General features: G+C 37.7%; 22 protein-coding genes. 8 read left to right on the top strand and 14 right to left on the bottom strand.

Annotation, left to right across the window (positions count from 1 at the left end; genetic code table 11):
• Positions 1-62: 62 nt before the first annotated feature.
• Complete coding sequence (locus tag MRT15_RS03100) at positions 63-854, top strand: ZIP family metal transporter (protein WP_304327821.1); 792 nt, start codon at positions 63-65, stop codon at positions 852-854.
• Positions 855-928: 74 nt separating this feature from the next.
• Here the strand turns inward: MRT15_RS03100 and MRT15_RS03095 are convergent, their stop codons facing one another.
• Complete coding sequence (locus MRT15_RS03095) at positions 929-1615, bottom strand: YbjQ family protein (protein WP_304327819.1); 687 nt, start codon at positions 1613-1615, stop codon at positions 929-931.
• Between the two features lie 125 nt (positions 1616-1740).
• Positions 1741-3681, bottom strand: a complete 1941-nt coding sequence (locus tag MRT15_RS03090; RefSeq protein ID WP_304327817.1) for a cation-translocating P-type ATPase — start codon at positions 3679-3681, stop codon at positions 1741-1743.
• A 121-nt stretch (positions 3682-3802) separates the two neighbouring features.
• Here MRT15_RS03090 and nikR point away from each other — a divergent pair, with 121 nt between their 5' ends.
• Positions 3803-4201 (top strand): nickel-responsive transcriptional regulator NikR, encoded by a 399-nt coding sequence (nikR, locus tag MRT15_RS03085; protein WP_304327815.1) that lies wholly within the window; start codon positions 3803-3805, stop codon positions 4199-4201.
• Here nikR and MRT15_RS03080 read toward each other — a convergent pair.
• Positions 4196-5107 (bottom strand): PfkB family carbohydrate kinase, encoded by a 912-nt coding sequence (locus MRT15_RS03080; RefSeq protein ID WP_304327813.1) that lies wholly within the window; start codon positions 5105-5107, stop codon positions 4196-4198. The two genes, nikR and MRT15_RS03080, sit on opposite strands and share 6 nt — an antisense overlap.
• Positions 5108-5186: 79 nt before the next feature.
• On the opposite strand from MRT15_RS03080, the gene MRT15_RS03075 reads away from it, so the two are divergent.
• Positions 5187-6164, top strand: a complete 978-nt coding sequence (locus tag MRT15_RS03075) for an aminopeptidase (protein ID WP_304327811.1) — start codon at positions 5187-5189, stop codon at positions 6162-6164.
• Here MRT15_RS03075 and MRT15_RS03070 read toward each other — a convergent pair.
• The 4 genes from MRT15_RS03070 to MRT15_RS03055 all read right to left on the bottom strand — a co-directional run bounded on the left by MRT15_RS03070 (position 6147) and on the right by MRT15_RS03055 (position 10900).
• Positions 6147-7781: an amidohydrolase family protein gene (locus tag MRT15_RS03070; RefSeq protein WP_304327810.1), complete on the bottom strand. Its 1635-nt coding sequence runs from the start codon at positions 7779-7781 to the stop codon at positions 6147-6149. The two genes, MRT15_RS03075 and MRT15_RS03070, sit on opposite strands and share 18 nt — an antisense overlap.
• An 89-nt stretch (positions 7782-7870) precedes the next feature.
• Positions 7871-8023, bottom strand: coding sequence for a hypothetical protein (locus MRT15_RS03065; protein ID WP_304327808.1), 153 nt, complete (start codon positions 8021-8023; stop codon positions 7871-7873).
• Between the two features lie 60 nt (positions 8024-8083).
• A complete protein-coding gene (locus MRT15_RS03060; RefSeq protein ID WP_304327806.1) occupies positions 8084-9865 on the bottom strand; it encodes an OPT/YSL family transporter in 1782 nt (593 codons plus the stop codon).
• A 222-nt stretch (positions 9866-10087) separates the two neighbouring features.
• Positions 10088-10900, bottom strand: coding sequence for a radical SAM protein (locus MRT15_RS03055; RefSeq protein WP_304327805.1), 813 nt, complete (start codon positions 10898-10900; stop codon positions 10088-10090).
• A 72-nt stretch (positions 10901-10972) separates the two neighbouring features.
• On the opposite strand from MRT15_RS03055, the gene MRT15_RS03050 reads away from it, so the two are divergent.
• Positions 10973-12346: an Nre family DNA repair protein gene (locus tag MRT15_RS03050; protein WP_304327803.1), complete on the top strand. Its 1374-nt coding sequence runs from the start codon at positions 10973-10975 to the stop codon at positions 12344-12346.
• Here the strand turns inward: MRT15_RS03050 and MRT15_RS03045 are convergent.
• Positions 12325-12909 carry a hypothetical protein gene (locus tag MRT15_RS03045; RefSeq protein ID WP_304327801.1) on the bottom strand — a complete coding sequence of 195 codons (585 nt, stop codon included), beginning with the start codon at positions 12907-12909 and terminating at the stop codon, positions 12325-12327. The two genes, MRT15_RS03050 and MRT15_RS03045, sit on opposite strands and share 22 nt — an antisense overlap.
• Positions 12910-13024: 115 nt before the next feature.
• Here MRT15_RS03045 and thiW point away from each other — a divergent pair, with 115 nt between their 5' ends.
• On the top strand, positions 13025-13558 hold the full coding sequence (gene thiW, locus MRT15_RS03040; protein ID WP_304327799.1) for an energy coupling factor transporter S component ThiW: 534 nt from the start codon (positions 13025-13027) through the stop codon (positions 13556-13558).
• 176 nt (positions 13559-13734) lie between these two features.
• Here the strand turns inward: thiW and MRT15_RS03035 are convergent, their stop codons facing one another.
• Positions 13735-14247: a DUF2208 family protein gene (locus MRT15_RS03035; protein ID WP_304327797.1), complete on the bottom strand. Its 513-nt coding sequence runs from the start codon at positions 14245-14247 to the stop codon at positions 13735-13737.
• A 66-nt stretch (positions 14248-14313) separates the two neighbouring features.
• Entirely contained in the window at positions 14314-15600 is a 1287-nt protein-coding gene (locus tag MRT15_RS03030) for a putative sugar nucleotidyl transferase (RefSeq protein WP_304327795.1), read from the bottom strand.
• 278 nt (positions 15601-15878) lie between these two features.
• On the opposite strand from MRT15_RS03030, the gene MRT15_RS03025 reads away from it, so the two are divergent.
• Together MRT15_RS03025 and MRT15_RS03020 are read left to right on the top strand one after the other, a co-directional pair.
• Positions 15879-17006: an ATP-binding protein gene (locus tag MRT15_RS03025; RefSeq protein ID WP_304327794.1), complete on the top strand. Its 1128-nt coding sequence runs from the start codon at positions 15879-15881 to the stop codon at positions 17004-17006.
• A 91-nt stretch (positions 17007-17097) separates the two neighbouring features.
• Positions 17098-18030, top strand: coding sequence for a carbohydrate kinase family protein (locus MRT15_RS03020; RefSeq protein WP_304327792.1), 933 nt, complete (start codon positions 17098-17100; stop codon positions 18028-18030).
• Here the strand turns inward: MRT15_RS03020 and MRT15_RS03015 are convergent.
• From MRT15_RS03015 to MRT15_RS03005, 3 genes are all read right to left on the bottom strand, one after another.
• On the bottom strand, positions 18027-19040 hold the full coding sequence (locus MRT15_RS03015; RefSeq protein WP_304327790.1) for an AIR synthase family protein: 1014 nt from the start codon (positions 19038-19040) through the stop codon (positions 18027-18029). The two genes, MRT15_RS03020 and MRT15_RS03015, sit on opposite strands and share 4 nt — an antisense overlap.
• 2 nt (positions 19041-19042) lie before the next feature.
• Complete coding sequence (locus tag MRT15_RS03010) at positions 19043-19780, bottom strand: ECF transporter S component (protein ID WP_304327788.1); 738 nt, start codon at positions 19778-19780, stop codon at positions 19043-19045.
• A 238-nt stretch (positions 19781-20018) separates the two neighbouring features.
• Positions 20019-21506: a M81 family metallopeptidase gene (locus MRT15_RS03005; RefSeq protein WP_304327786.1), complete on the bottom strand. Its 1488-nt coding sequence runs from the start codon at positions 21504-21506 to the stop codon at positions 20019-20021.
• Positions 21507-21610: 104 nt separating this feature from the next.
• Between MRT15_RS03005 and MRT15_RS03000 the strand changes: the two genes are divergently transcribed.
• Positions 21611-22021, top strand: coding sequence for a secondary thiamine-phosphate synthase enzyme YjbQ (locus tag MRT15_RS03000; protein ID WP_304327785.1), 411 nt, complete (start codon positions 21611-21613; stop codon positions 22019-22021).
• Between the two features lie 4 nt (positions 22022-22025).
• On the opposite strand, the gene MRT15_RS02995 is transcribed toward MRT15_RS03000, so the two are convergent.
• Positions 22026-23186, bottom strand: coding sequence for an MFS transporter (locus MRT15_RS02995; RefSeq protein WP_304327783.1), 1161 nt, complete (start codon positions 23184-23186; stop codon positions 22026-22028).
• Between the last annotated feature and the right edge of the window lie 407 nt (positions 23187-23593).

Raw genomic sequence — 23593 nt, 5'->3', positions numbered from 1 at the left:
ACATTGACAACAACTATAAACGAAAGAAAGAATTATTATGGTAAAACACGATAATTGTTTGCATGAGCATTGAACTAGCATACTCGATAATATCGGTATCGATTGTTAGCATAGCATCACTTGTTGGCATATTAGCATTATCCATAAGGGAAGAAACACTACATAAAGTGTTGTTCATATTCCTTGGATTTAGTGGTGGAGCAATATTAGGTTCAGCCCTCCTAGATCTACTCCCAGAATCCATTGAACTAATTAGTGAAATTGGAAATGAATTTAACGTATTCATCTATATAACTATTGGATTCTTGACATTCTTCTTCATAGACAGATACGTTTATTGGTATCATGGCCATGGACATAAAAACGAGATTGAAGATGAATGTAAGATGAGAAGAAACGTTGAATTAAAAAGTCTAAGAGCACTTAACTTAATTGGAGACGCCATACACAATTTTATTGATGGAATGGTGATTTCAGTATCATACCTATATTCAATACCACTTGGAATAACGACAACAATTGCAGTACTCTTCCACGAAATACCGCAAGAAATTGGAGATATTGGACTACTAATTTACAGTGGATTAAAAACAACAAAAGCATTAATCTTAAACTTCATCTCAGCTTTAACAGCATTTATGGGTGTATTTATAGTTCAAATAACTTCATTAAAAATTGAAAACGTTAATGCAATTTTACTACCAATAGCTTGTGGAGGTTTCATTTATCTAGCAGCTTCAGAAATTATACCTGAAATGCAAAGGGAGAAAGATTTTGCAAAGGGGGTTGTACAATTTATCCTATTCATAATGGGTATAGCGATAATATTTATTATAGGTTTCATCTTCAAATAAAAGTGGGAAATAAAATACAAACTTCCTTAAACACAAATTAGATGATGGATAATTAAAAGTGGAATTATGTCTTGCTACTTCTCCCTCTCAACCTTTACAGCAGTACCATAAACTGAGAATGCTATGGCTATACCAGCGAAGAGATCGCTGGTTTCGAAATCTAATCCAATAACTGCATTGGCTCCAAGCCTCCTAGCCTTATCCACAAGTCTAAGGAGAGCCTCAGCCCTAGCCTTCTCAAACTCATGGGTTAACGCCGTAAGTTCACCGCCTATTAAAGCCTCTAAGGATGCTGCAAGCCTACCACCAAACCCCCTACTCCTAATAGTTAAACCATAAACTGGACCCAAAACCTCAACAATCCTATAACCGGGAATAGTGGGTGTTGTTGAAAGGAGTATCCCTCTCATCTTAGCTTCACAACTCTTCAAAAACTCCTCCAACTCAAGCTCTTCAGGACTTTTAGGTGGAGCTGCAACCCTCAAACCCTCATCAATCAACTTATCCCACCAAGAAAGATTTGATGAAGCAATCCTTATAGCTTCATCAAGAGACTTACCTGAGGAAACCAGCTTCTCCACTTCACCAACCTTAATTCCATTTTGATATGCAATCCTAATGAAAGCTTCAACCCTACTAACCCCCTTCTCAGCACAAAGCTTATTCATGTGGAAATTTAGAGTCCCACTCGGATTATGAGGATACTTTCTACTATAAATGTCAAATAAGCTATTAAAAACATCATCAAAACCACTAGACATAATTTTCACAAATCACTACTATTCTTTGTTAAATTTTAAAATTTACGATCAAAATTTATTTTTGAACTTGTCATTCATAGTGAAATTAAATTGCCTGATATATTGACTTCAAGTTATTTGAAAGTTTAAGCAATCCTACTTCCAACTTTAATTATTCTAAGAATGTTCAACAATGCAAGTAGAGTTATGCCATCATCACCAATAGCTACAGCAAACCATAGTGGTATTACACCAATAACTCCAAGTATTGCCAAAGTCAATTTAACACCTATAGTGAACACAATGTTTTGCTTAGCAATAGCCATGGTTTTGCGGCTTAGGAGAATTAAGTAGGGTATGAGGGTTAAACTATTTTTGACAAGAATTACATCAGCTGATTCTGAAGCTAAATCAACGCTTCCACCCATAGCTATACCAACATCTGATGCTGCAAGGGCAGGGGCATCATTAACTCCATCACCCACCATGGAGACAAAACCATACATCGATTTCATCTTCATAATTATGTCAAGTTTATCTTCAGGTAGCAATTCATAATAAACTTCATCTACACCAACAGTTTTAGCCACATTAATTGCCACATCCCCTCTGTCACCAGTTAATAAAACGACTTTCATACCCAAACGTTTCAGAAAATCTACAACTCTAACAGCGTCACTACGTATTTCATCAACAAAACATATTGAAGCTTTAATTTTACGGTTAATTGCCACATATATTGATGTGTGATCATCATCCAATAACAGACTATCCATATTATCACATACACAGGAATATTGTTTCATTAGATCTATATTTCCAACAAGAATTTCATCACCTTCAACATATCCAATCACACCCATACCTGGAAATTCCTTTACATCCCTAACATTAATTTTAGCGATATCTAGCCCTCTTGCAAAAGCTCCATTAACGATCGCTTTAGCTATTGGATGATTAGAAAATCTTTCAAGAGAAGCAGCATACATGAGTATTTTATCATCAGATTCATTTACAGCTCTAATCTTATGAATGGATGGAAAACCATACGTTAAAGTTCCTGTCTTGTCTAAAAGTACAGCTCTGATTTTGCTTAAATTCTCCACATAAATTCCACCTTTAACTATGGCCCCCCTCTTAGCTGCAACAGTTATAGCTGTAAATATTGTTGCTGGAATGGATATGATGAAAGCACTTGGACATGAAAGAACTATTAAAATAAGGGATTTGTATATCCAAGACTCCAATGAACCTCCAATGAGTCTCGGCCCAACTATAATTACAAGTAATGCAAAGGAAATTATTAGAGGAACGTAATATTTGGAAAATCTATCAATAAATCTGTTTATGGAAGCCTTCCTCCCCCTAGCATCCATAACCAACTTAACTATTCTAGAAACTAGAGTTTCCTCAACACCTCTATCAACAAGAACCTTTATAACACCACCAATATTCAATGCACCAGCATAAACCCTATCACCAGAATTCACCGAAACAGGATTAGACTCACCAGTAACTAGTGATAAATCTATTAGTGAACCACCCTCCACCACAACTCCATCAAGAGCCACCCTCTCTCCAGGCTTAACTAGGATAACCATACCTGGCAATACAGATTTAACATCCATATATGTTTCAGAACCATTAAAGATGACCCTTGCCTTATCTGGTATCAGGCTAGAAATGCTTTTAACAGTCTCGCGAGCCTTATCTTCAATATAACCTTCAAGAAACTCCGATAGGGAATACAAAGCTAGAACTATTACCGCTTCAAGGAATAAACCCAAATATAATGCACCAATAGCAGCCATAGCCATCAAAAATTCAACGGAAAATCTCCTATCATAAAGTAACTCCTTCAACCCCACTAAACCAATATAGAAGCTCACAAGAACGATAATTAAACAAGTTATGAACTGATTTAATGGCAAAGCTACTGATGAAAATGGAATATAAATTAGTGGACCTCCACCGAAAAATAAATCCAAAACCCCCGATAAAACCATTGTCAACAATAATGATGCAAAAACTATAATCCAAAATACCCCTTCAAACTCCAATAATCCATGACCACCATCTTCACGCATTTACACATCCCATAAAATGACGATTATAACAAGATATTAAAATTGTGCTATAAAAAACATAAAATGTATTACTACAATAATATATTTATAACTGAAAAATAATATATAGTGATGATGAAAATTGACTGTAATAAGCATAACAATACCCAACGACCTACTCAAAAAATTTGACGAATACATGAAGACTAGGGGGTACTATAGTAGATCAGAAGCATTTAGAGATGCCATTAGAAACTTAATGGCGGAAGCAGAAATAGCGAAGATGGAGGGAGGGAGAGTTATAACTACAATAATGATAACATATGATTATGAAAGGAGAGATGTGGATATGAAGCTAAGTGAAGTTAGACATGAATTCGACGACATAATAATAGAGAATATACATAGACATATAGATCACAAATATTGTTTAGAAATGTTCATTGCTGAAGGGGAAAACGACAAAATACTCAAATTGATTGGGAGAATTAGAGGGATGAGGGGGATACAGCAAGTAAAATCAATAATAATAACACTATGAGGACACCCGTCTCACATATCCCCGCAAACCATTCATCTTAGAAATTATCAAATCAATATTCCTCAACATAGATAAATCTCCAGACTCAACATAAACAGAAGCTACGGATGAAGCGTAAATGGCGGATTCAAGGAGTTTTCCCGTTGAAGAATATCCGTAGAGGAATGCGGATGTATATATGTCTCCAGCACCAGTCTCTTCAACAACATGCTTAACAATCGACGGTATATGATATGCTTCACCATCATGAAATATATAGCCCCCCTCCCCACCAAGAGTGAGTAAAACGATCACATTATATGTATTGCACATATGCATTCCAGCCTCCACGGGATCTTTGATTCCAGTGGCTACAGAAGCTTCAACACCATCACAGTGGACAACATCAACTTTTCCAAGCAATTCATCCATGAAGATTGGTTTAACAAGTTTAATTGAACCCTTCGAATCGAAGAATCTTAGAAAACCTTGTAGATCTATGGAAACCATTCTAGCTCTAGAGGAAATGTAATCCACAATTTCAGGAGAAACTTCACCAATCACAGAACCTACATGGATTATTGAATCTCCGCTAACAACTTCACGGACATCATCAATGAATATATCTTCACATCTACTTTTCAAGGATAAAAATCTCTTACCATCATCATACCTCAATGTGAAGGATGTTGTTGGGAAATCTGAGAATTTAACTCTGGAAATATCTAATCCAATCGAGTTTAAATGTTTCAGGTAGTCTTCTGGGAAATCCCTCCCAACCTTGGATATCAATTTGCAGTTCCAACCTAGAAGTTTGGCTGATATACATGAATAGTATGCTGTTCCACCAATACGCCTAATCAACCTCCCCCCTCTCATAATTTCATCGATGGTTAAATGCCCAATGACGTAGAGAAGACTTGACAAAAGTTATTCAACCCAATAAGTAATCTAAGCCATCAGTAAATAAAAACTTAAATGTAAACTTGCAAGCATAATTTGTATTATGAGTTTAGAGGAGAGAGTTCGTAGAATATCAGGATTGATAATAGGTAAATTGTTGAATGTGAAGAATGGTGAAAATTTATTAATTATTGCAGATGATAAGTCTGAAGCAATTATGGTTGAAGCATTATTCAAGGAAACCATAAGCATTGGAGGGACACCAATAATTTCAATTATACCAAGCAACTGGAAATCGCATACCACACTCCCAAAACCAGTTCAAGCAAGTTTGGAATATGCAAATGTGGTTATTGGATTAACTAGGGGGACAGCTGCACCATCATACGATCCAGAAGTTACTAGATTACTTAGGGAGAAGAGGATTAGGTACATGTCCATGGTCTTAAGATCATTGGATAACTTCATAAATGGAGCTGCACTGGCAGATTACGATGAAGTCTACGATTATGCGAAGAAACTTGCAAAGGCCATGCATGGTAATAGGATAAGGGTGAAAACGAAGCTTGGAACCAATATTGAAGCAGATATGGGTGGAGCTAGAATTATAATTGAAGCTGGATTTGCAATAAATCCCGGAGATTCAGCTGCATTCTCAGATGGAGAAGTATCATTCACACCATTGGAGGGAACTGCAAATGGAACCGTAATTGTCGATGGCCCAATAGCATATATCGGTAAACCCAGTGAACCATTAAAATTAGAAGTGAAAAATGGGAGAGTTTCAAGGGTTTACGGTGGGAGGGAAGCAGAACAGCTGGTTTATATGATGAGTAAAACGCAAAACCTTGATAACTTTGCAGAATTCGGTATAGGAGTTAATAGATATGCAAGGCTAAATGGGGATTGGCAAGAGGAGAAGAAGGCTTATGGAAATTTGCACATAGCTTTAGGGGACAACATATACTATGGTGGGAAAGTGAAATGCGATATACATATGGATATGGTGATATACAAGCCAACTGTGGAAGTTGATGGTAGAATCATAGTTGATGAGGGAAAGTTAATCCTTATAGAATAGCTTCCTATGCCTCAAAACCTTACCAGGCTTCGCCCCAGTATGCCTACCCCTATCCACAACGATCACACCATTAACAATAACATACTCCACACCCACAGGGAATACTTGTGGATTATAATAGGTTGATAGATCGCTAATCCTATTATAATCGAATATGCATATGTCAGCTTGAAATCCAACTCTTATAAGCCCCCTATCATGAATATTCAATCTAGAAGCAGGTAGGGAGGTCATCTTCATAATAGCCGTTTCCAAACTCATAATTTTATCACCACGATCATAAAGCAACTCACTCCTAGATTCACCCCTAACATACTTCCTAATAACCATTGGGAATGTGGAGTAACTCCTCGGGTGACCACCCTCCCTCACCAACACCCCACGTGGCGCCAGAGCATAACCATCTGATCCCACCATGGAATATGGACTTACAGCAACATTCCTAATATCATTCTCATCATAATAGAATCCAATGATACTTCCACTCAAATTCTCCTCCAATAGTATATCGAAGTAAGCTTCAAACGGATCTTTACCCCTTAATCTGGCAATTTCATCAAAACTTTTACCTATAAGATCTTTATTCACATTACATTCGCTCAAGAATATCATATTCCACAACCCCCTCTTAACCAATCCACAAGGCCCTGGACCTGGAATAGGTTCCCTAATCATATCCTCCCTAATTTTAACGCGGGTAACTGGATCCTTCAACCTCTCAATAATCTTCTCGAAACCACCCTCCTGAGCCCATGCTGGAAGCAATGCACTGAGACTAGTTGAACCTGCAGTGTAGGGGTGGAAGTCACATGCAACATCCAACCCCTTACCACGGGCATCTTCAATCATCTTTAAAGTTTCCACAGACTTACCGTAAGCTCCAATCTTAGGTGGATGATGCGACAATTGAAGCCTAACACCAGATTTCTCAGCAATATATAAGGCTTCGGAAACAGCTTCAATTATTGTTTCACGCTCCCCCCTAATGTGCGTGGCATATAAACCATTATATTCAGCCACAACTCTGCAGAGTTCCACAAGTTCATCGGTTTTAGCAAATCTTCCAGGGGCATATACAAGACCACTAGACATCCCAAAGGCTCCATCTTCAAGTGAATCCCTTAATAGAAGCTTCATCTCCTCCAATTCACTTAAAGTTGGTTCACGGGCTTCAAAACCCATAACACAAGATCTTATCTGCCCATGACCCACAAGCATTGCAACATTAACGGAAACACCTCTACGCTCCATAAATGAGAGGTACTCCCCAACACTACTCCACTCAAGATTCAAATTGTACTCTGCAAGTCTCCTCCGCATACGCTTAACAGCAAAATCGCCAACCACAGGGGCTGCAGAACTACCACAATTACCCACAACCTCCAATGTAACCCCCTGCATAACCTTACTCTCAGCCAAAGGATCTACAAGTAGGGTGACATCCGAGTGACTGTGGATATCAATGAATCCAGGAGCAACTATTAATCCACTTGCATCTATAACCCTTTCAGCATTGAAATATTCATGGCGTGATATAGCAGATATCCTCCCATCCTCAATTGCAATATTAGCTTTAAACCAAGGATTACCAGAACCATCAACAATAATACCATTCAATATAGCAATTTCATAAATGTGGTTACTCATGATAAATTATGTGGGATGATGTTACTAATAAATTTGAAGCTTAATTCAATACATGCCAACTACTTCTTCTTCCATGGATTCTCATTCGTAATTATTCCGCAATGCTTACATTGCCAATAATATTCTAAGCCAATAATCCTACCATTCTTATCTGTTATATACTTTGGATGCCTAATCCATTCATGCACACACTTCTTACTAGACTTGGACATCATGAACCACCATGATTTATACAATCCTACATGATATGGGAGACTTAAATATTTTTTGGTTTAGAAAATTTTTGTTATTATACTCATTAAAACTTGAGTTATTATTGAAGTTGCCATAATCCCAGTGGCCACCATACTCCCCTTATCCCTAAAGAATTCCTTACCAAACCTCCTATCAGTATACCACCTGATCAATCCACCAATACCCATGGGGATTATGTAGTGTGGCGGTAGCAGCATACCCATGGCAACCCCGAACATGGAAATAGGGGTGAACAATTCCAGTAAAGCGCCCAATATGCCTCCACAAATAAATGTGACTGGATCGATCACTGCAGAGATATTCCCACTAACAAGCATACTGTAATATGCCTTCAACTGTATGAAGGATATTGCTGGCATGAGTGGAGTCCCGAAACCCAAATAAATCCATAAAACCAAGACTAGAATTATGCTTGAAATGAATGTTGGAATCCAGCCTACAATCTTAGCCTTAATAATATCACTCCATGAAACATCAAACTTATCAGCATACTTATAATATGAAACAGTCCCCTCAATTATACCAGAAACAGGTTTAAAGAATCCTGAAGTTAGATAAGCGGGATAATCCCTATAACCAAAACTGAACATTGGCAGATCATAGAGCAATATCCCCATCATACCCATACTCATACCAGTCTCACCAGACATCCTAGCCATAGTTATACACTCGATAAAACCTCCTAAAATGAACATGTAAGCAACGAAAATTGTGAATACATATGGAGGTAGAGGGGCTAATGGATTCAAAACCCAAGCCATAACAAGAGATGAGGAGAAGGTTGCTAAAAATACTGTTAGAAAACGCTTGTTACGAAGAAGGAAGTATAGTAAGATCTTATATAGTTGGAGGTATCCAATCCTCCCATCATCAGATTTAACATTACCCCTAGATTTAAAGCCCCTAACAAAAACAAGCAAGGAGAGAAGGCCTCCACCCAACAACAATATTCCAAGGGATGGAGATATGGAAAAAGCAAATAGGAGACTATTATATGATGCCATGGGATCAATGGATGGTTTAAAAACTCCACGTGAAGCGAGAATTGGTGATAAAACAAGGTAAGTTATCATCCCAGAAAGCATTAAACTTAGAGATACATCAGCATTAATTATATATCCAATAGTTAAAAAGCTTAAATTAAGCGATAATGCCATGATCATACCATAAGGTAGTATTGGAGTTAGATTTATTGTAGTGAAATCATAACCCCAAAATAATGGTAAGTACTGTAGGAATGTTACTATGAATCCAATTAAAGCAGACCAACCAACTATCCTAGCATGAGTGCCACCCCTTAAGCATACATCAACAAGATTCGCTACAACAGCAGTCTGAGGCCACACCATACGCCTATCAGATACAAAGATATCTTTAAAAGCATATGCAAAAATCAATCCACCCACACAGGATACCACAGTTCCAATCGAGAAGAATATTATTGGCGGGATAAGGGATTTGAAATCAATAAATCTATTTATAATGGAATTCATTGATGGAGCAAGCCAACTTGGAAAAACAACACCCTCCTTCTCCATCAAATATATAATGAAGCCAATGGTCTGATAGAGAGCCATACTGGATGAACTTGCAATCAAAACTATAGACAACTCCCGCCTACTAGAACCCCCACCCAATTTATGGAAGAATGCATATGCAATGGCAACAGCAACAGCCCCAAAACCAAAACCCATACCAAAATTTATTCCAAGATAACCATTTATGAAACTAAAAAGCACAGCTAAAAATATGCTTAAAACAATTGACCTAAAAGTTAAACCACCAAACTCACGCACCATACGAATCACCATAAGATAAACTCACACATACTACATTACTGAAGCATCTATTACAAAGGTAAGTTTTAAAGTTAAAGCACATTTGGAAGTCACCACCAGTAACCACAACATGTAAAGGAGTATTCTAGATATGTGAATATTAACTTTCCCATGAATATTTAAACAATAAATGGACAAAAGTAGAATATATGGAACTTTACACCTTTTCAATGTATAAACACTTCAATATGAGAAGTATAAGTTCAAATTGATTTGCTTAGCATACCTAGTTAAATCATCCTTCAACGAATTATAAAACCTTAAATAACTATAATTATGTAATAGTATTTCCTCAAATTGCTTGATCAATTCTTCAGGCAAGAGAGGTGACAATTTATTTATGAGTTCATGGGGGTTTCCATGAATGTTAAATTTATCAACAACAACGTAATCCACTCCAATGGAGGAAAGTTCATCCATTAAATTGTAAGCTAAATCCTTATTTATAGGCATGAAAGGTGCTATGAAAGCATAAGATTTAACCCCAGAATTACATATATCCCTTAAGGCTCGAAGTCTATCAGTAATTGATGGAGCTTTAGGCTCAAATTTAACCCTCAACGATTCATCTAGATTTGTGAATGAGAAACCAACATGAGCATTCTTAAGCCTCAATATAACATCCAAATCCCTAACCACAAGTGGAGACTTGGTTAAGATATAGATTTCCAAGCTACTCTTAACAAGCAATTCAAGCAATCTACGTGTTACCATAAACTTCCCCTCAAGAGGCTGATATGGATCTGTAATACTACTAATGAGAACACTCCCCACAGGATTACGCTTCAATTCCCTAGACAATATCCTTGGAGCATTAATTTTAACATAAACATAATCCCCCCAACTCAACCCACTAAACCTACGACCAACATAAAATGGGGAATAACAATACCTACATGCATGTTCACAGCCAACATAGGGGTTTATCGAGTAATCAATATCATAAAGTGAACTCCTACTCAAAACAGTTCTACAATAAACTTCTCCAATCTTCAACTAAATCCACAAACATATATTCTTGGGAGACAAATTTATTTATGTTGACATCGTAAATTGGGATATTGAGAAATGAAGGAAGATACTGAGAAGAAGAGGTTTGTGAAGAAGGTTAAGAGGAAGATACCTTGGATAGAGCACATAATAGAGAATTATGAAGATGCATTAGACCTAAACATACTAAATCAAGAGGTAAGTGTGAGAAGTAGAAACATAAATTTATGTATATACTGTAGGGGTGGCCGCAACCTCTGTGGGAAACCATTATGCCCAATAATGCTAAAATTACGCTCATATCTAAAGGTGAGAGACAATATACGTAGAGAAAGCTTGGAAGGGTCGTCGCCACCAGCAGTATTCGTTGGAAGATATGGATACCCAAACGTTCAAGTAGGCCCCCTAATCCCACCAATAATGGGGGATACTGAAGTCTACGATCACCCAGAAAGATGGATCGACATGAGCATCGAAGAGATAATTGACATTAGACTACAATTGATTAGGGGGAGATTCCCAGTAAACGTTAAGAAGATGAATCACTCAAACAAAAACCTTGAAGCAACAAGGGAAATGGCATTATCAAGCAAACCAGTAGATGCAGAAGTAGAGTTCACAAAACCCCCTGGAAGCAGGATACTATTGGATGATGAAGTTCAACCCATGGGTCCATCAGCACCAATAAACAAAATATTGGTATCAAGTGTAAAGGTTAATCCAATAATTGAAAGAGTATACTACGACTACGATTTAAAAGCTTCTGAAGCTTTGATGAAGCTATTCACAAACAGTATACCAGTAAGCAGTATGCAGAGGGTGCTAAGTGTAGGAGCACTTGGAATTGGTATTGAGAGGAGGATGGTTCCAACAAGGTGGAGTATAACAGCCGTTGATAGCACAATATCTAGAAGGCTTAGAGATGAAATTGTTAAGAGGAACCCATTGATAAATGAGTATAGAGTGTATGAGTCAGATCTACTTGGAAATAGGTTCATAGCAATAATGATTCCAGAGAAGTGGCAGTATGAGTTCATCGAGGTATGGTATCCTGGAACCGCATGGAATCAAGATCAAAGCATGATCGCTATAGGTGGAGATTATGAACCATATTGGGGGAGAACAACATACGCTGAGATTGGAGGATGCTACTATGCAGCAAGATTAGCCACAACAGAACATCTTGAGAAGGAGGGGAGGCAAGCTGCAACACTAATAGTTAGGGAAGCATATCCAGAATACATACTCCCACTGGGAGTTTGGGTTGTTAGGGAGGGTGTTAGGAAAGCCTACAGAAATAAGCCTTTAAAATTCAATACCCTTGAAGAAGCATTAAATTATGCTTCAAGTAGATTGAAGGTTAAAAGCACATATTGGATGGGTGAGAGCAAACTACTTAGGGAAATAATCAAACAGAAGAGGATAACAGACTACATTACACGAACACCCTGAACATTCAAATTAATAACGATATCCACAATCTTCATTAAATTCATGGTAACTTCACGTTCATTAATGGAAATACCCGTGGAGAATTTATCTTCAATGAAACCATCAAAATACGCATTTGCAATAAATGTTTTACACAATTTCATAGCATCAACAATTAAACCCAAATCACCAACATGAAAATACAAACTTAAATCATTTATCACAAGTATATCGCTTGGATCATCAATGAAAAGTTTAATAGCATCCCCACATCTCCCCCTATTCATATTAGCATACATCAAAACCTCATCCCTACACTTACCAAGAATTCTCGGAGGAATAGTTTCCACTGGAATATACATTCTAACAAGTTTTGGATTAAAAGAGTAATCAGTAAACTTTCCACCAACCCTCCTACCACAATGCAACATAATGTTGGGGGCGAAATCAAGAATAGATATACGCCCACCAAAACCAAGATCAATTAATCCATATACGATTTTAAGCGTTAGAACTGTCTTGCCTGAACCAACATCACCTACTATTAAAACCCTCTTACCAAGAAGATTAGCAACATCAAACATGAGCAACCACCAACAATAATTTTGAGTTAGTTGAATCTATATAGGTATGCATATGAAATAACAATAGTAATAATGTTTAAATATAAACACAAATTACAGTTAGCCGATGGGGGTTATGATGAGAAAGAATAAGGGGGCATTAAATGTGAAAAGCATAGTTTTAACAGCAATACTATCAGCGCTATCAATAATCTTAGGATATTTCAGTATACCAGTGGGGGTTATGAAGATTCTACCATTCCAACACATGATGAACGGCATTGCTGGAATAATAGTAGGCCCAGTATACGCTGCAATTGCAGCCACAATAACAGGTATAGCCAGAAACATTCTCGGAACAGGAACAATATTCGCATTTCCTGGCGGAATTCCCGGAGCTATAGTAGTTGGATTAGCATACAAAATTATTAAACGCGACGAAGCAGCACTATTAGAACCCATTGGAACATTCATCGGAGCATTAATAAGCCCAATAATAGCGGGAATAGCCCTTGGAAAAACCATGGATGCAATTGCATTCATAATACCATTCATGGCAAGTAGTATACCAGGATCGATTACTGGATACATAATAATAAAATTGTTAAAGAAGAGGGGGATACTCAAAAAAATACCAAACCATTATAACGCTAACATCACCAAAACATAATATTGAAAGTTTCATGAAATGTGAAAGCATTACATGGAAGTTCAATATTTATGTATTAAAGCACCTAACAATGTCCTTCATCCCATATAAAATTACCACAAAAATTCAAGCGAAGTATGGCAAAACTAAATAAATAATTGTTGGGGGTTCCTAAGATAGTTTTATGGGAATAGCCTTTAGTTTTTACCTTCACTCTTCTGTGGGGCTTCTGTTTTAGATTTCAAAAGTCTATCATAACATATGCTGGAAACCTTCTCTAAAATCTCCACAACCTTGTTTGGCTCATTGGTGTATAGCCATAGAATTGATCTCCTACCCTTCCTCAAACTAACAAAGCTATGCCTTAAGTTTACTTGGAATTTATATTCAGGGGTTATCTCAAGCCTTCTACCCTTATTATCCACAACAGCTCTATCAGTTATTTTGTAGACAGCAAAGGTTGGTATGAATGGGTATGGGGAAAACCACATAACTATAAAGACCACTATCATAGCTAAAACATCTATGAATAGGAATAATATGAATGCCAATGCAAAGTAGAAGGATAGTAGCCCTATAGCTCTCAAGCGCCTATAATTCCTATCATTAACGCTAAGTTCAGTGGCATCAGTTTCATATAAAACCTCCTCCTTCTCCTCAACCTCTTCATCAACCTTTGAAGTTTCACTATCCTTAGATTCATCTGACAAAATAGATCCCAAAACCTTATTGGATTAACAGATATAAATAGTATACCATACCAGCAACTTGATGTATTAAATTATGCTTAAGGATCCCTTCACCACGCCAGCCTTAACCCTCTCATCATCTGATGATTGGAAGAGGTATTTAACCAATCCCATTTCCTCAGGGGATAATTGTCTACCTCTACGAAGATAAACTCTACGCATAGTTTCCAATGCAGATTCCAATTTAAGCTCGTAAGACTTCCCAACAAGAGCTTTTGAGTATATTGTGAATGGGGGGACATCTTCATAAACATATCCAAAGAGATGTGAAAAGATGCCTATACGTTTACCAGCAAATATTCCACAATTAATTGATGTTTTAACATGATCACCTATGAAGCTTCCAAGCTTATTCAAACCGGAATCAACTATTGAACCCCCAATTTTAACACGTATATTCCCATAAGTATTCTTCAAATCACTTGTAACTGTGAAAGCTGCTAGATTAACCCATTCACAAACATATGAGTGACCAACAAAACTTGGGTGATACATGTTCACATATCCATGCAATACTGATGCTTCAACTTCCCCTCCAACCCTACAATTAAATCCAATATTGCTCCCAGATCTAATTCTAGCTCCAGACAATATTATTGTGTTATCGCCAATATATGAGGGCCCCTCAATCCTGCAGGGTCCAAGGACATTTACATTACGACCAATATATACAGGTCCACCTCTAACGTCAATGTTAACGTTACCCTCAACCCTAGAGCCTTCACCAACATACAAATTCGATTTAGACCCGTAAACTATCGTATGATCATCCAATTCACCATTAACACCACGTACCGTAAACCCCTCTTTAATGAGATCTTCATTCAACAAGATAATATCCCAAAGATTCTTTATGAGCATACCACCAACATCATACACACTACATTCTCCACGGAGAGTTTTGAGAGTATCTGACCTTACAACGCCATCATGGAATTTGGGGAGAATATCTTCAAGCAGGCTTCCACGAACCTTAACTGCAACAATCTCACCACCATCAAAAAGCATAAAAGGCGTATTCTTAGCTGCAAGTGATGATATCAAATTCAAATTCTTAGCCTTTGGAATCAATCTGGAATTAACCATTAAAACATCATCAAAATCATCAATACAATTAACCTTCAAACCACCAAACCTAACCTTCAAAACATCAACAAGATAACTCCTAACATAAAGGATAACCTCAGAATTAAAGAATTTTGAAACAGCTTCAAAAATGCTGTGAAAACCAAGCCTCAACTCTGCAACAGCCCTCATAGAAACCAGTGGATCGAGAATTTTATGAAATTCATCTTCAAACAATAAAATCCTCATAAACACCAATCCAATAAATAATAGCAAAACAAGATAAAAGGATTCCTAGTTGAGGAGGATCAATTAGCCATAACATGTTTAGGAAACTACCAGAAGAACATCAATTTCAAAACCATTAGAGAGCAGGATATTCAGTGACTTTTAAACTTATAGAAATTAAAATTCTAAATATTTATAAGCAATTAGAACCTATACTTCTAACAATGAAAGAGTTAATTTTAAAGCAGAACCCCTGGTGGATTGGAGGGGAAGATTATGATATAAGGAAATGGGAGGGTATGAAGGTAAAATGGATTCCAGAATGGATAAAGCAAGTATCCCTCCAACCATACTCCCTAAACTTCATAATAGGTCCAAGACAGGTGGGTAAAACCACAGGAATAAAACTCTTAATAAGAGAACTCTTAAGGGAGGGGAAACCGGAAAGGATATTCTACTTTGATTGTACAATTTTAACTGATGCAGATAGTCTAAGGAGAGTCCTAGATGAATACATGAAGATGAGGGAAGGTGAAGGTGTAAAGAGCTCATTCATATTCCTAGATGAAGTAACAGCAGTTAATGGGTGGTGGAGGATAATTAAAAGCTATATTGATATGGGGATTTTCAAAAATGACGTCATAACTGTGAGTGGTTCTTCATCAATAAAACTTAAAGGTGAAGTGGAACTCTTCCCCGGGAGAAGGGGGTATGGAAAGGACATCCTCGTTTCACCTCTATCATTTAGAGAATTCTTAAAGATAAGAGGCATTAACGTTGAGAGCTGTGGGGAAATTGAGAAAGACATGAATAGTCTCTGGAAAGTTAATGATAAGATAAGGGGGGAATTTGAAAACTACATTAAACATGGAGGATTCCCAATATCCATAAATGAAATACCAGTAGCAGAAGTGCAGTTAATCTATTCCATTGAAAGTGAAATATTGAGAGCTGAGAGAAGATTAGAATTAACAAAGGCAATAATAGCCAGTATAATGGGGAAAGCCCCCTCACCAATCTCCTTCTCAACAATTGGTAGAGATGTTGGAGTTTCATATAAAACAGTTCAAGAATACATTGAAATGCTACAAAACCTCTTCATCCTAGACATGGCGCTCTTCAAAGATAATGGAGTGAAATGGAGGAAGGAGAGGAAATTCTTCTTTGAAGATCCATTCCTAGCTAAAACATTAAGCATATGGACTGGTGAGAATTATCTTGAAAGCGCATTCTACGAATGGATAGTTCAATCACATTTGAAAAGGAGATTTGGATCAGTTTACTATTTCAGGAATGGATTTGAAATTGATTGCATTGCCAATGGAATTAAAGTTGAAGTTAAAATTGGGAAGCCTCATAGGAGGTATCCAAAGGGCATTTTAATCTTAGATCCAGAAAACATACACTTATTCCTAGCAGTATTATGAAAAATCCATGTAAACAATTGAATCAAACACTTTAAAACCATGGAAATAGATAGATAATATTGACTGTAGTTTAGGGAAGGGTGCATTAAATTTGAGTAGTAGGATAGTGTTCATTGGACATGTTTCAATGGATAAAGTGAAGAATATCTATGGTGAAAGGGAGCAACCTGGAGGGGCAGCACTATATGCAGCTATAGCTGCAAAAACATTGTATGAAGATGTTGGGATAATATCTGCAATAGGGAAAGACTACAAGTATAAGGATGTACTGAAAATATTCAGTAATAGGGTTATAAAGGAGGTTAAAGTTCCATCAACATACTTCGAAATAAACTATGATGAGAAATGGAATGCAAATTATGTAAAAGCGAGGATAGGTGCTGGAAGATATGTTAAAGCTGAAACTATACCAGTAAACTGGATGACTAGGAAAACCCTATTCCACATTGCACCAATGACTCCAAGCAAAGTTGAAAGGATAATTGACAAGATTAAGAGGTATACCCCAAAATCAATGATATCAGTAAATAGTTGGGATGGATATATGAAGGATGGAAAGCAAAGGAAGCATTTAATCAGCATAATGGGGAAAGTTGACATAATGGTTTTGAATGAATCTGAGGCAAAACTCCTCGCAAGAACAGACACATTAACCCAAGCATTAAATCTATTGAAATGCAAAATGCTTGTGGTAACTTTAGGGTCACTTGGAGCTATAGTGAAGATAAATGGGGAAAGCATAATGATACCAGCACTGACAGGCATGAACCTAAGGATAATGGATACAACTGGAGCTGGGGATACATGGTGTGGAGCATTCCTAGCGGCATACAAGATCACTGGAGACGTAACGAAATCAACAATTACAGCATCATTAATAGCCACAATAAAATGTACTGGATGGGGGTTTGAGGAATTATTGAAATTGAAGTTTCACTCAATAGATGATGTTGCAAAATACGTGTTAAAGCTTAAGGAGAAACCTAAACAGAGGAGTTTAATTGAATACTTCAAGAGGAGTTAAGATTTAAGCTTCCCATAAATACGCCAAAGCTCATCAACAACAGGCTCAGAAACATCCAAAACAGATCCATCACCCTTAACTAGCTTCCAACCAAACTCTCTACAGGTAAATCTCCCAATAATTGAAGCCTTAATCCCATTATCCATCAAAACATTAACAATGGATTCAGCGTAATCTGGTTTAGCTGAAATTAAAAGTGCACCGGAACTTATGGTTTTCAAAGGATCCACATCAAGAGCTTCACATATAATTTTAGTTTCCTCATTAACTATGACTTTATCCTCATATAATACGAAGCCTAGAGAGGAGGCTTGGGCCATCTCTTGAACACCACCAAGAACCCCTCCCTCCGTTGGATCATGCATGGAATTAACTCCACCAACACTCATAGCCAACTGTGCATCTTTCAAAACACTGAGCAAATGGATGTAGTTCAAAGCCCTATCAATGACATCTTTTGAAACTTTACCTATGAGTAGATCGTAGAATTCATTGGCAAATATGAATGTCCCCTCAATACATGCACCCTTACTCAAAATTATTAGGTCACCAGGCTTTGCACCACCAGTAGTCACAACCCTCCCCTTTAAAGCTTCACCAAAAGCTGTGGATATGAGTATTGGCCTATCAAGTTTAGGGGTAACCTCAGTATGACCACACACAATCATAACGCCAAGCCTTTTAGCAGCATCATCAATCTCCCTAGTTATGGAGTCAAGTAGATTTTCATCGAATTGTTCTGGTAGAAGTATGACCATGGAAATCCATTTAGGAATAGCCCCTCTAACAGCCACATCATTGGTGCTAACGCAAATTGAAAGCCAACCAATATGCTTAGATGCTCCAGTAATGGGATCCGAATGAACCACCAAAACCTTATCCCCAAAATCAATTATAGCCGCATCTTCACCAATAGATGGCTTAACCAAAACCCTCTCATCAATGATGCCAATTCTACCAAAAACGTACTTCTCAAGAAGACTTGGTGGAACTTTCCCAAGATAACCCAAATTCAACCACCAACCATAATACCACGTCTACCAATACCAACACATATCATAGAGGAAACTATTAAACCTATAAGCATCTGCATAAAATTGAATGGAACCTCAACCAATGCAGCCCAACCATAAGATAAAACGTAAAACTCGTAGAGGAAGTAGCCTAAAATCATGATTGATCCCCCAACCAGACAAGATAAAGCCATGTAAAGATAACGTAAATCAACCTTAACATAAACGTAAATGAAGATTATGAGTAGAAGAATTGATGAAAAAATCCAAAATATACTTGGAATACCAACATTCACAGTCCCATAACCTAGAATGGGGAATCCAAAGGAGAATTCAGACGATCCAGAATAGTAATTTAATCCCACATATAGGAGGGAGGAGAATAGGATTATTGCAATTATTGATGATGAAACCAAACCAGTAAAGTTACGTTTAAACCTTAATCTATTAAGAAGTGAATATACGAGGCCAACGGCAAACCCCTCCAAACCCTTAATAATTAATGTTCCGGGGGCATACCAAAAGTATCCTAGAAGAATATCAGCCATAGCTGACCCCAACCCTCCAGCAAAAGCTCCAACAATTGGACCGAAAAGGATAGCTGAAACATAAACTCCAATTTCACCAAAATTGAAGTATCCATGAGTCTCATAAATGTACAGTTGAAACATCGACGTCAATATACAAGTTAATGCAGCCATAAACCCAATAGTTGAAACACGCTTAGCCAAAGACATAACCATACACTCATAAATGGATTATCCTATATGTATATAAAGGTTAAACTAAATATAGGCCTATATATTCAGAAAGCTCAAACATTAAGAAATGAAAGCTTTATAAATTCAACCCATCACAAATTTATAGTAAAGCGCATTAAAGAGTGATTAATATGAGTAAATGCGGAAAGAAGAAAAAGAAGGAAGAGGAAAAGAAGAAGTAGGGTATGGCCATCGTTGAAGACCAAAATAAACTCTAAACTTTTTTCCCTCTCCAAAGCTTACCAATCGGATAGAAGTCATCTGGAACATTATGGTATTCAAGTATCGTTAAATCTGCTGGTCCCAATCCAGGTGAATCGATGGGGTAATCGAGGGCTACAACACTATCCCAGAAAGCTCTATGATGAATTCTATCCTTCAAAACAATGATATCCTTCAATCTAGGCTCAATGCCAAGAGCTTTAAACCCTTGATCATCCATTGGTGCTCTAAGCCTCTTGGATATTATTACATGTCTACCTTCACCCATATCTATCAGTGCAACTAAGTCTTCATGAACCCGTCTACCCCGACCCATGGGTCCAACCAATGTATATTCGATGGGACCTATGAATTCAAGTTTACCGCTAATTTCAACGGGTTCACCGGAAATTGGGTGAGCCCACCCTCCAATCTTAATTTTAACGTGATCTCCAATTTTCGCATTATTCTTTAACCATTCCAAAGCTTTGGGGTCAGCTATACCGCCAATAACGAAGTTTTTAGCCCCTTGAGAAATCAATTCCCTCAAAACATGAGTTCCATCACCAATTCTATCGCTATGTTCAGCTATGAGTATGGGTTTAACGCCACTATTCACAAGCCTTAAAACTTCAGCAACCCCCTCCCTAGGCTTGGGTATGGGCTTCGTAAACTCGTGACGTAAACTCCATATGAGATCTGAAATATCTTGAGCAGCCCTCTCAGCTAAATCCCTATCACCATTAGTTACAACGAAAACTGAAGCTCCTATATCTGGAACGTCAGCATAAGCATAACCGGCAGCCACAGATGCACAGTAAACCCCCTTAGCTTCCCACTCCCTACAACGATCATAAACGAGCTTCATGGGAGGACGATCTGTCGCCTGATATATACTTGCAGTTACAAGTTTAGGTTTACGGAAAGCCATAACTGGTTTGAATTCACCTCTAATGGTTTTAACCATACATCTAGCTGCAATGATACCTATATCCTCAGAATCCACATGTGGATATGTTTTGAGAATGAAAACTGCATCAGCAACTTCAGCCAATTCATGATCTTCATTGGCATGTAAATCCAATGTAACCATTATTGGTATACTCCCCACAACACTCCTAACACGCCTAACAATCTCAGCTTCAGGTTTCGGAACCCCCTCCACAGCCATAGCCCCATGAAGCGCCAATAGAACACCATCAAATGGACCTGAATTTTTAAGGCCATCCAAAATTTCACCCACAATCCTATCAAAAGCATCTAGCGTTATCCATCCACTATAACCAGTTGCACTCGTCTGACCTGCAACCAATATCCCAACAAGCTCAGCCCCCTCCTCCTCAGCAACCTTCATGAAACCACGAATATAATTTGGATGCGTCTTAGCATGCTCAAATATGGCATTACCCCTAACAATGAAATCCTTGAACATATCATAAGTGGTTTTAACTGGAACAAAAGTGCATGTTTCATGTGAGAAACTTGCCACAGCAATCCTCAAAGAGAATCACCAAAACTATTTGGAAAACCATGTAATTAAAGGTTTGGATTCACAGGTAAATTGAACAGTAAACTTATCTAAAACGCCCATATAAATTGATTTGTATGATTAAAGCGATAAATGTTAAGAGTAGGGGGAGAGTTGAATTCATAGACATAACAGATATAATCAATAATGCAATTAAGGGGGATGTTGAGGAGGGGGTTTGCCACATATACTCACCACACACCACAGCTGGATTAACAATAAATGAAGGTTACGATGAAAACGTCGCAAGAGACATAATTGAATCACTCAATAAGATCGTCCCAGAAGATTGGCAGTACAAGCATATGGAGGGGAATGCACCAGCACACATAAAAACCAGCTTAATAGGATCATCACTCCTAATACCAATAAGTAATGGTAAACTTATGCTTGGGAGATGGCAGAGGATATTCCTATGCGAATTTGATGGACCTAGAGAGAGGAGCATATACTTGACAATAATACCAGTAAAAAGCGAGTATCATTGAAGATTCATGCTTCACTCTTCAAACCTAGAAGCGTAACTAGCAGTATTAAGGCTAACCCCTCTGAAGCTAAACTTAAAACTATAATGCCAAAACTAAAGGTTTCAAGTAGGTAGGCCATAACCATAGTTCCAATCATCCATGAAACCCCTGAAAGGAATGAGTATACGCCGTAAGCGTAAGCTCTACTCTCAGCGCCAACCAAATCAGCCACAGCAGCCCTCATAATAGTTTCATATGCACCCATAAAAATACCCCAAAGGGATGCCGCCAATACGTATGTGAATATATTGTTGCTTAAAATCATTGCAGGTATTAGTAATGCAGCTACTGGAGCCACTGAAATAACCTTCAAACCATACCTATCATAAGCTAAACCCATGGGTAAAGCCACAATGGCATCCACACCCATAGCCAAAGTATATAGTAGAGCAATATAGTAGTCTGGTATTATGCCAACATCCCTAAAGTAATATGATATTATACTCCTCCACTGCATAAAACCAAACATCATAAGTGATGAGGATATAGCGTAAATCCAGAAAACCCTACCCAAAACACTCTTACCACCAGACCCCCCACCAGCAGCCTCAACCTTTGGGTATAATGCAGCTGCAATGGATAAGCATATTAGGGAGAGGATGACTGGTATCGTTAAAATTGAGAATGCATAACTATAATTGTTATTTGAAACGTATAGTGCGTAGCCAACACATAAAGGCCCTATGATAGCTCCAGTTTGATCCATAACCTCATGTAAGCCAAACCCCTTCCCCCTACCCATCCCCCTAGTAACTTCAGACAATATTACATCCCTAACAGGCCCCCTCAACCCCTTACCAATCCTCTCAACAAAAACAAGTAGGATAACAAGTTCAGGTCTACCAGCCAATGCAAGTAGGGGCATGGAGAAGTTTGCAACATAACCAACAAACACTAAACCCCAGTAAACAATGCTGGATGCAGATCTAGATGCCACCCAACCTCCAACCAAACGGGAAAAATAGCTCAAGAAGTCTGGAACACTCAACAAGCCTGTTAATAAAGCTGAAGCCCCCAAAAGCTCCATATAAGAACCAGTAACAGAACCACCACCCTCATAAGCCATATCAGCAAACAATGAAACCATACCAAGCATAAGGAAGACAATGAGTAAACGCTTCTCCAAAACAAACACCCAAAATGCTAAACAATAGTGGGGAGTATACTGGTATATAAGGGTTGCTTAAACAAAATTGAAAAGACTCCTTCTTAATTTGTATTCCTCCATTTAATATTGGCATACAACAAATTTAATTCATAGCTAACTTGAAAACCTCTAAACAACCAATTATGGCTAATTTTTGATAAAATTCTTAGTTAAACAGCCTTAAATGACGCTTAAACCATATTACTATAGGTGTAGGGGTGGAGATTGTTGAGCATCGATTTCGAATCTCTAAGTGACATGTTAAAACACCCAATTAGGCGCAAAATAATCCTCACACTCTTTGAAAGGGGGAATTTATCCTACGTTGATCTCATGAACCTAATAGAAGTTTCCAGCACTGGAAAGCTTAATTACCACCTGAAAAT

The organism is Candidatus Culexarchaeum yellowstonense, assembly GCF_024707025.1.
In the GTDB taxonomy this organism is placed as follows: domain Archaea; phylum Thermoproteota; class Methanomethylicia; order Culexarchaeales; family Culexarchaeaceae; genus Culexarchaeum.
This window is presented reverse-complemented; position numbering and strand designations above follow the sequence as displayed.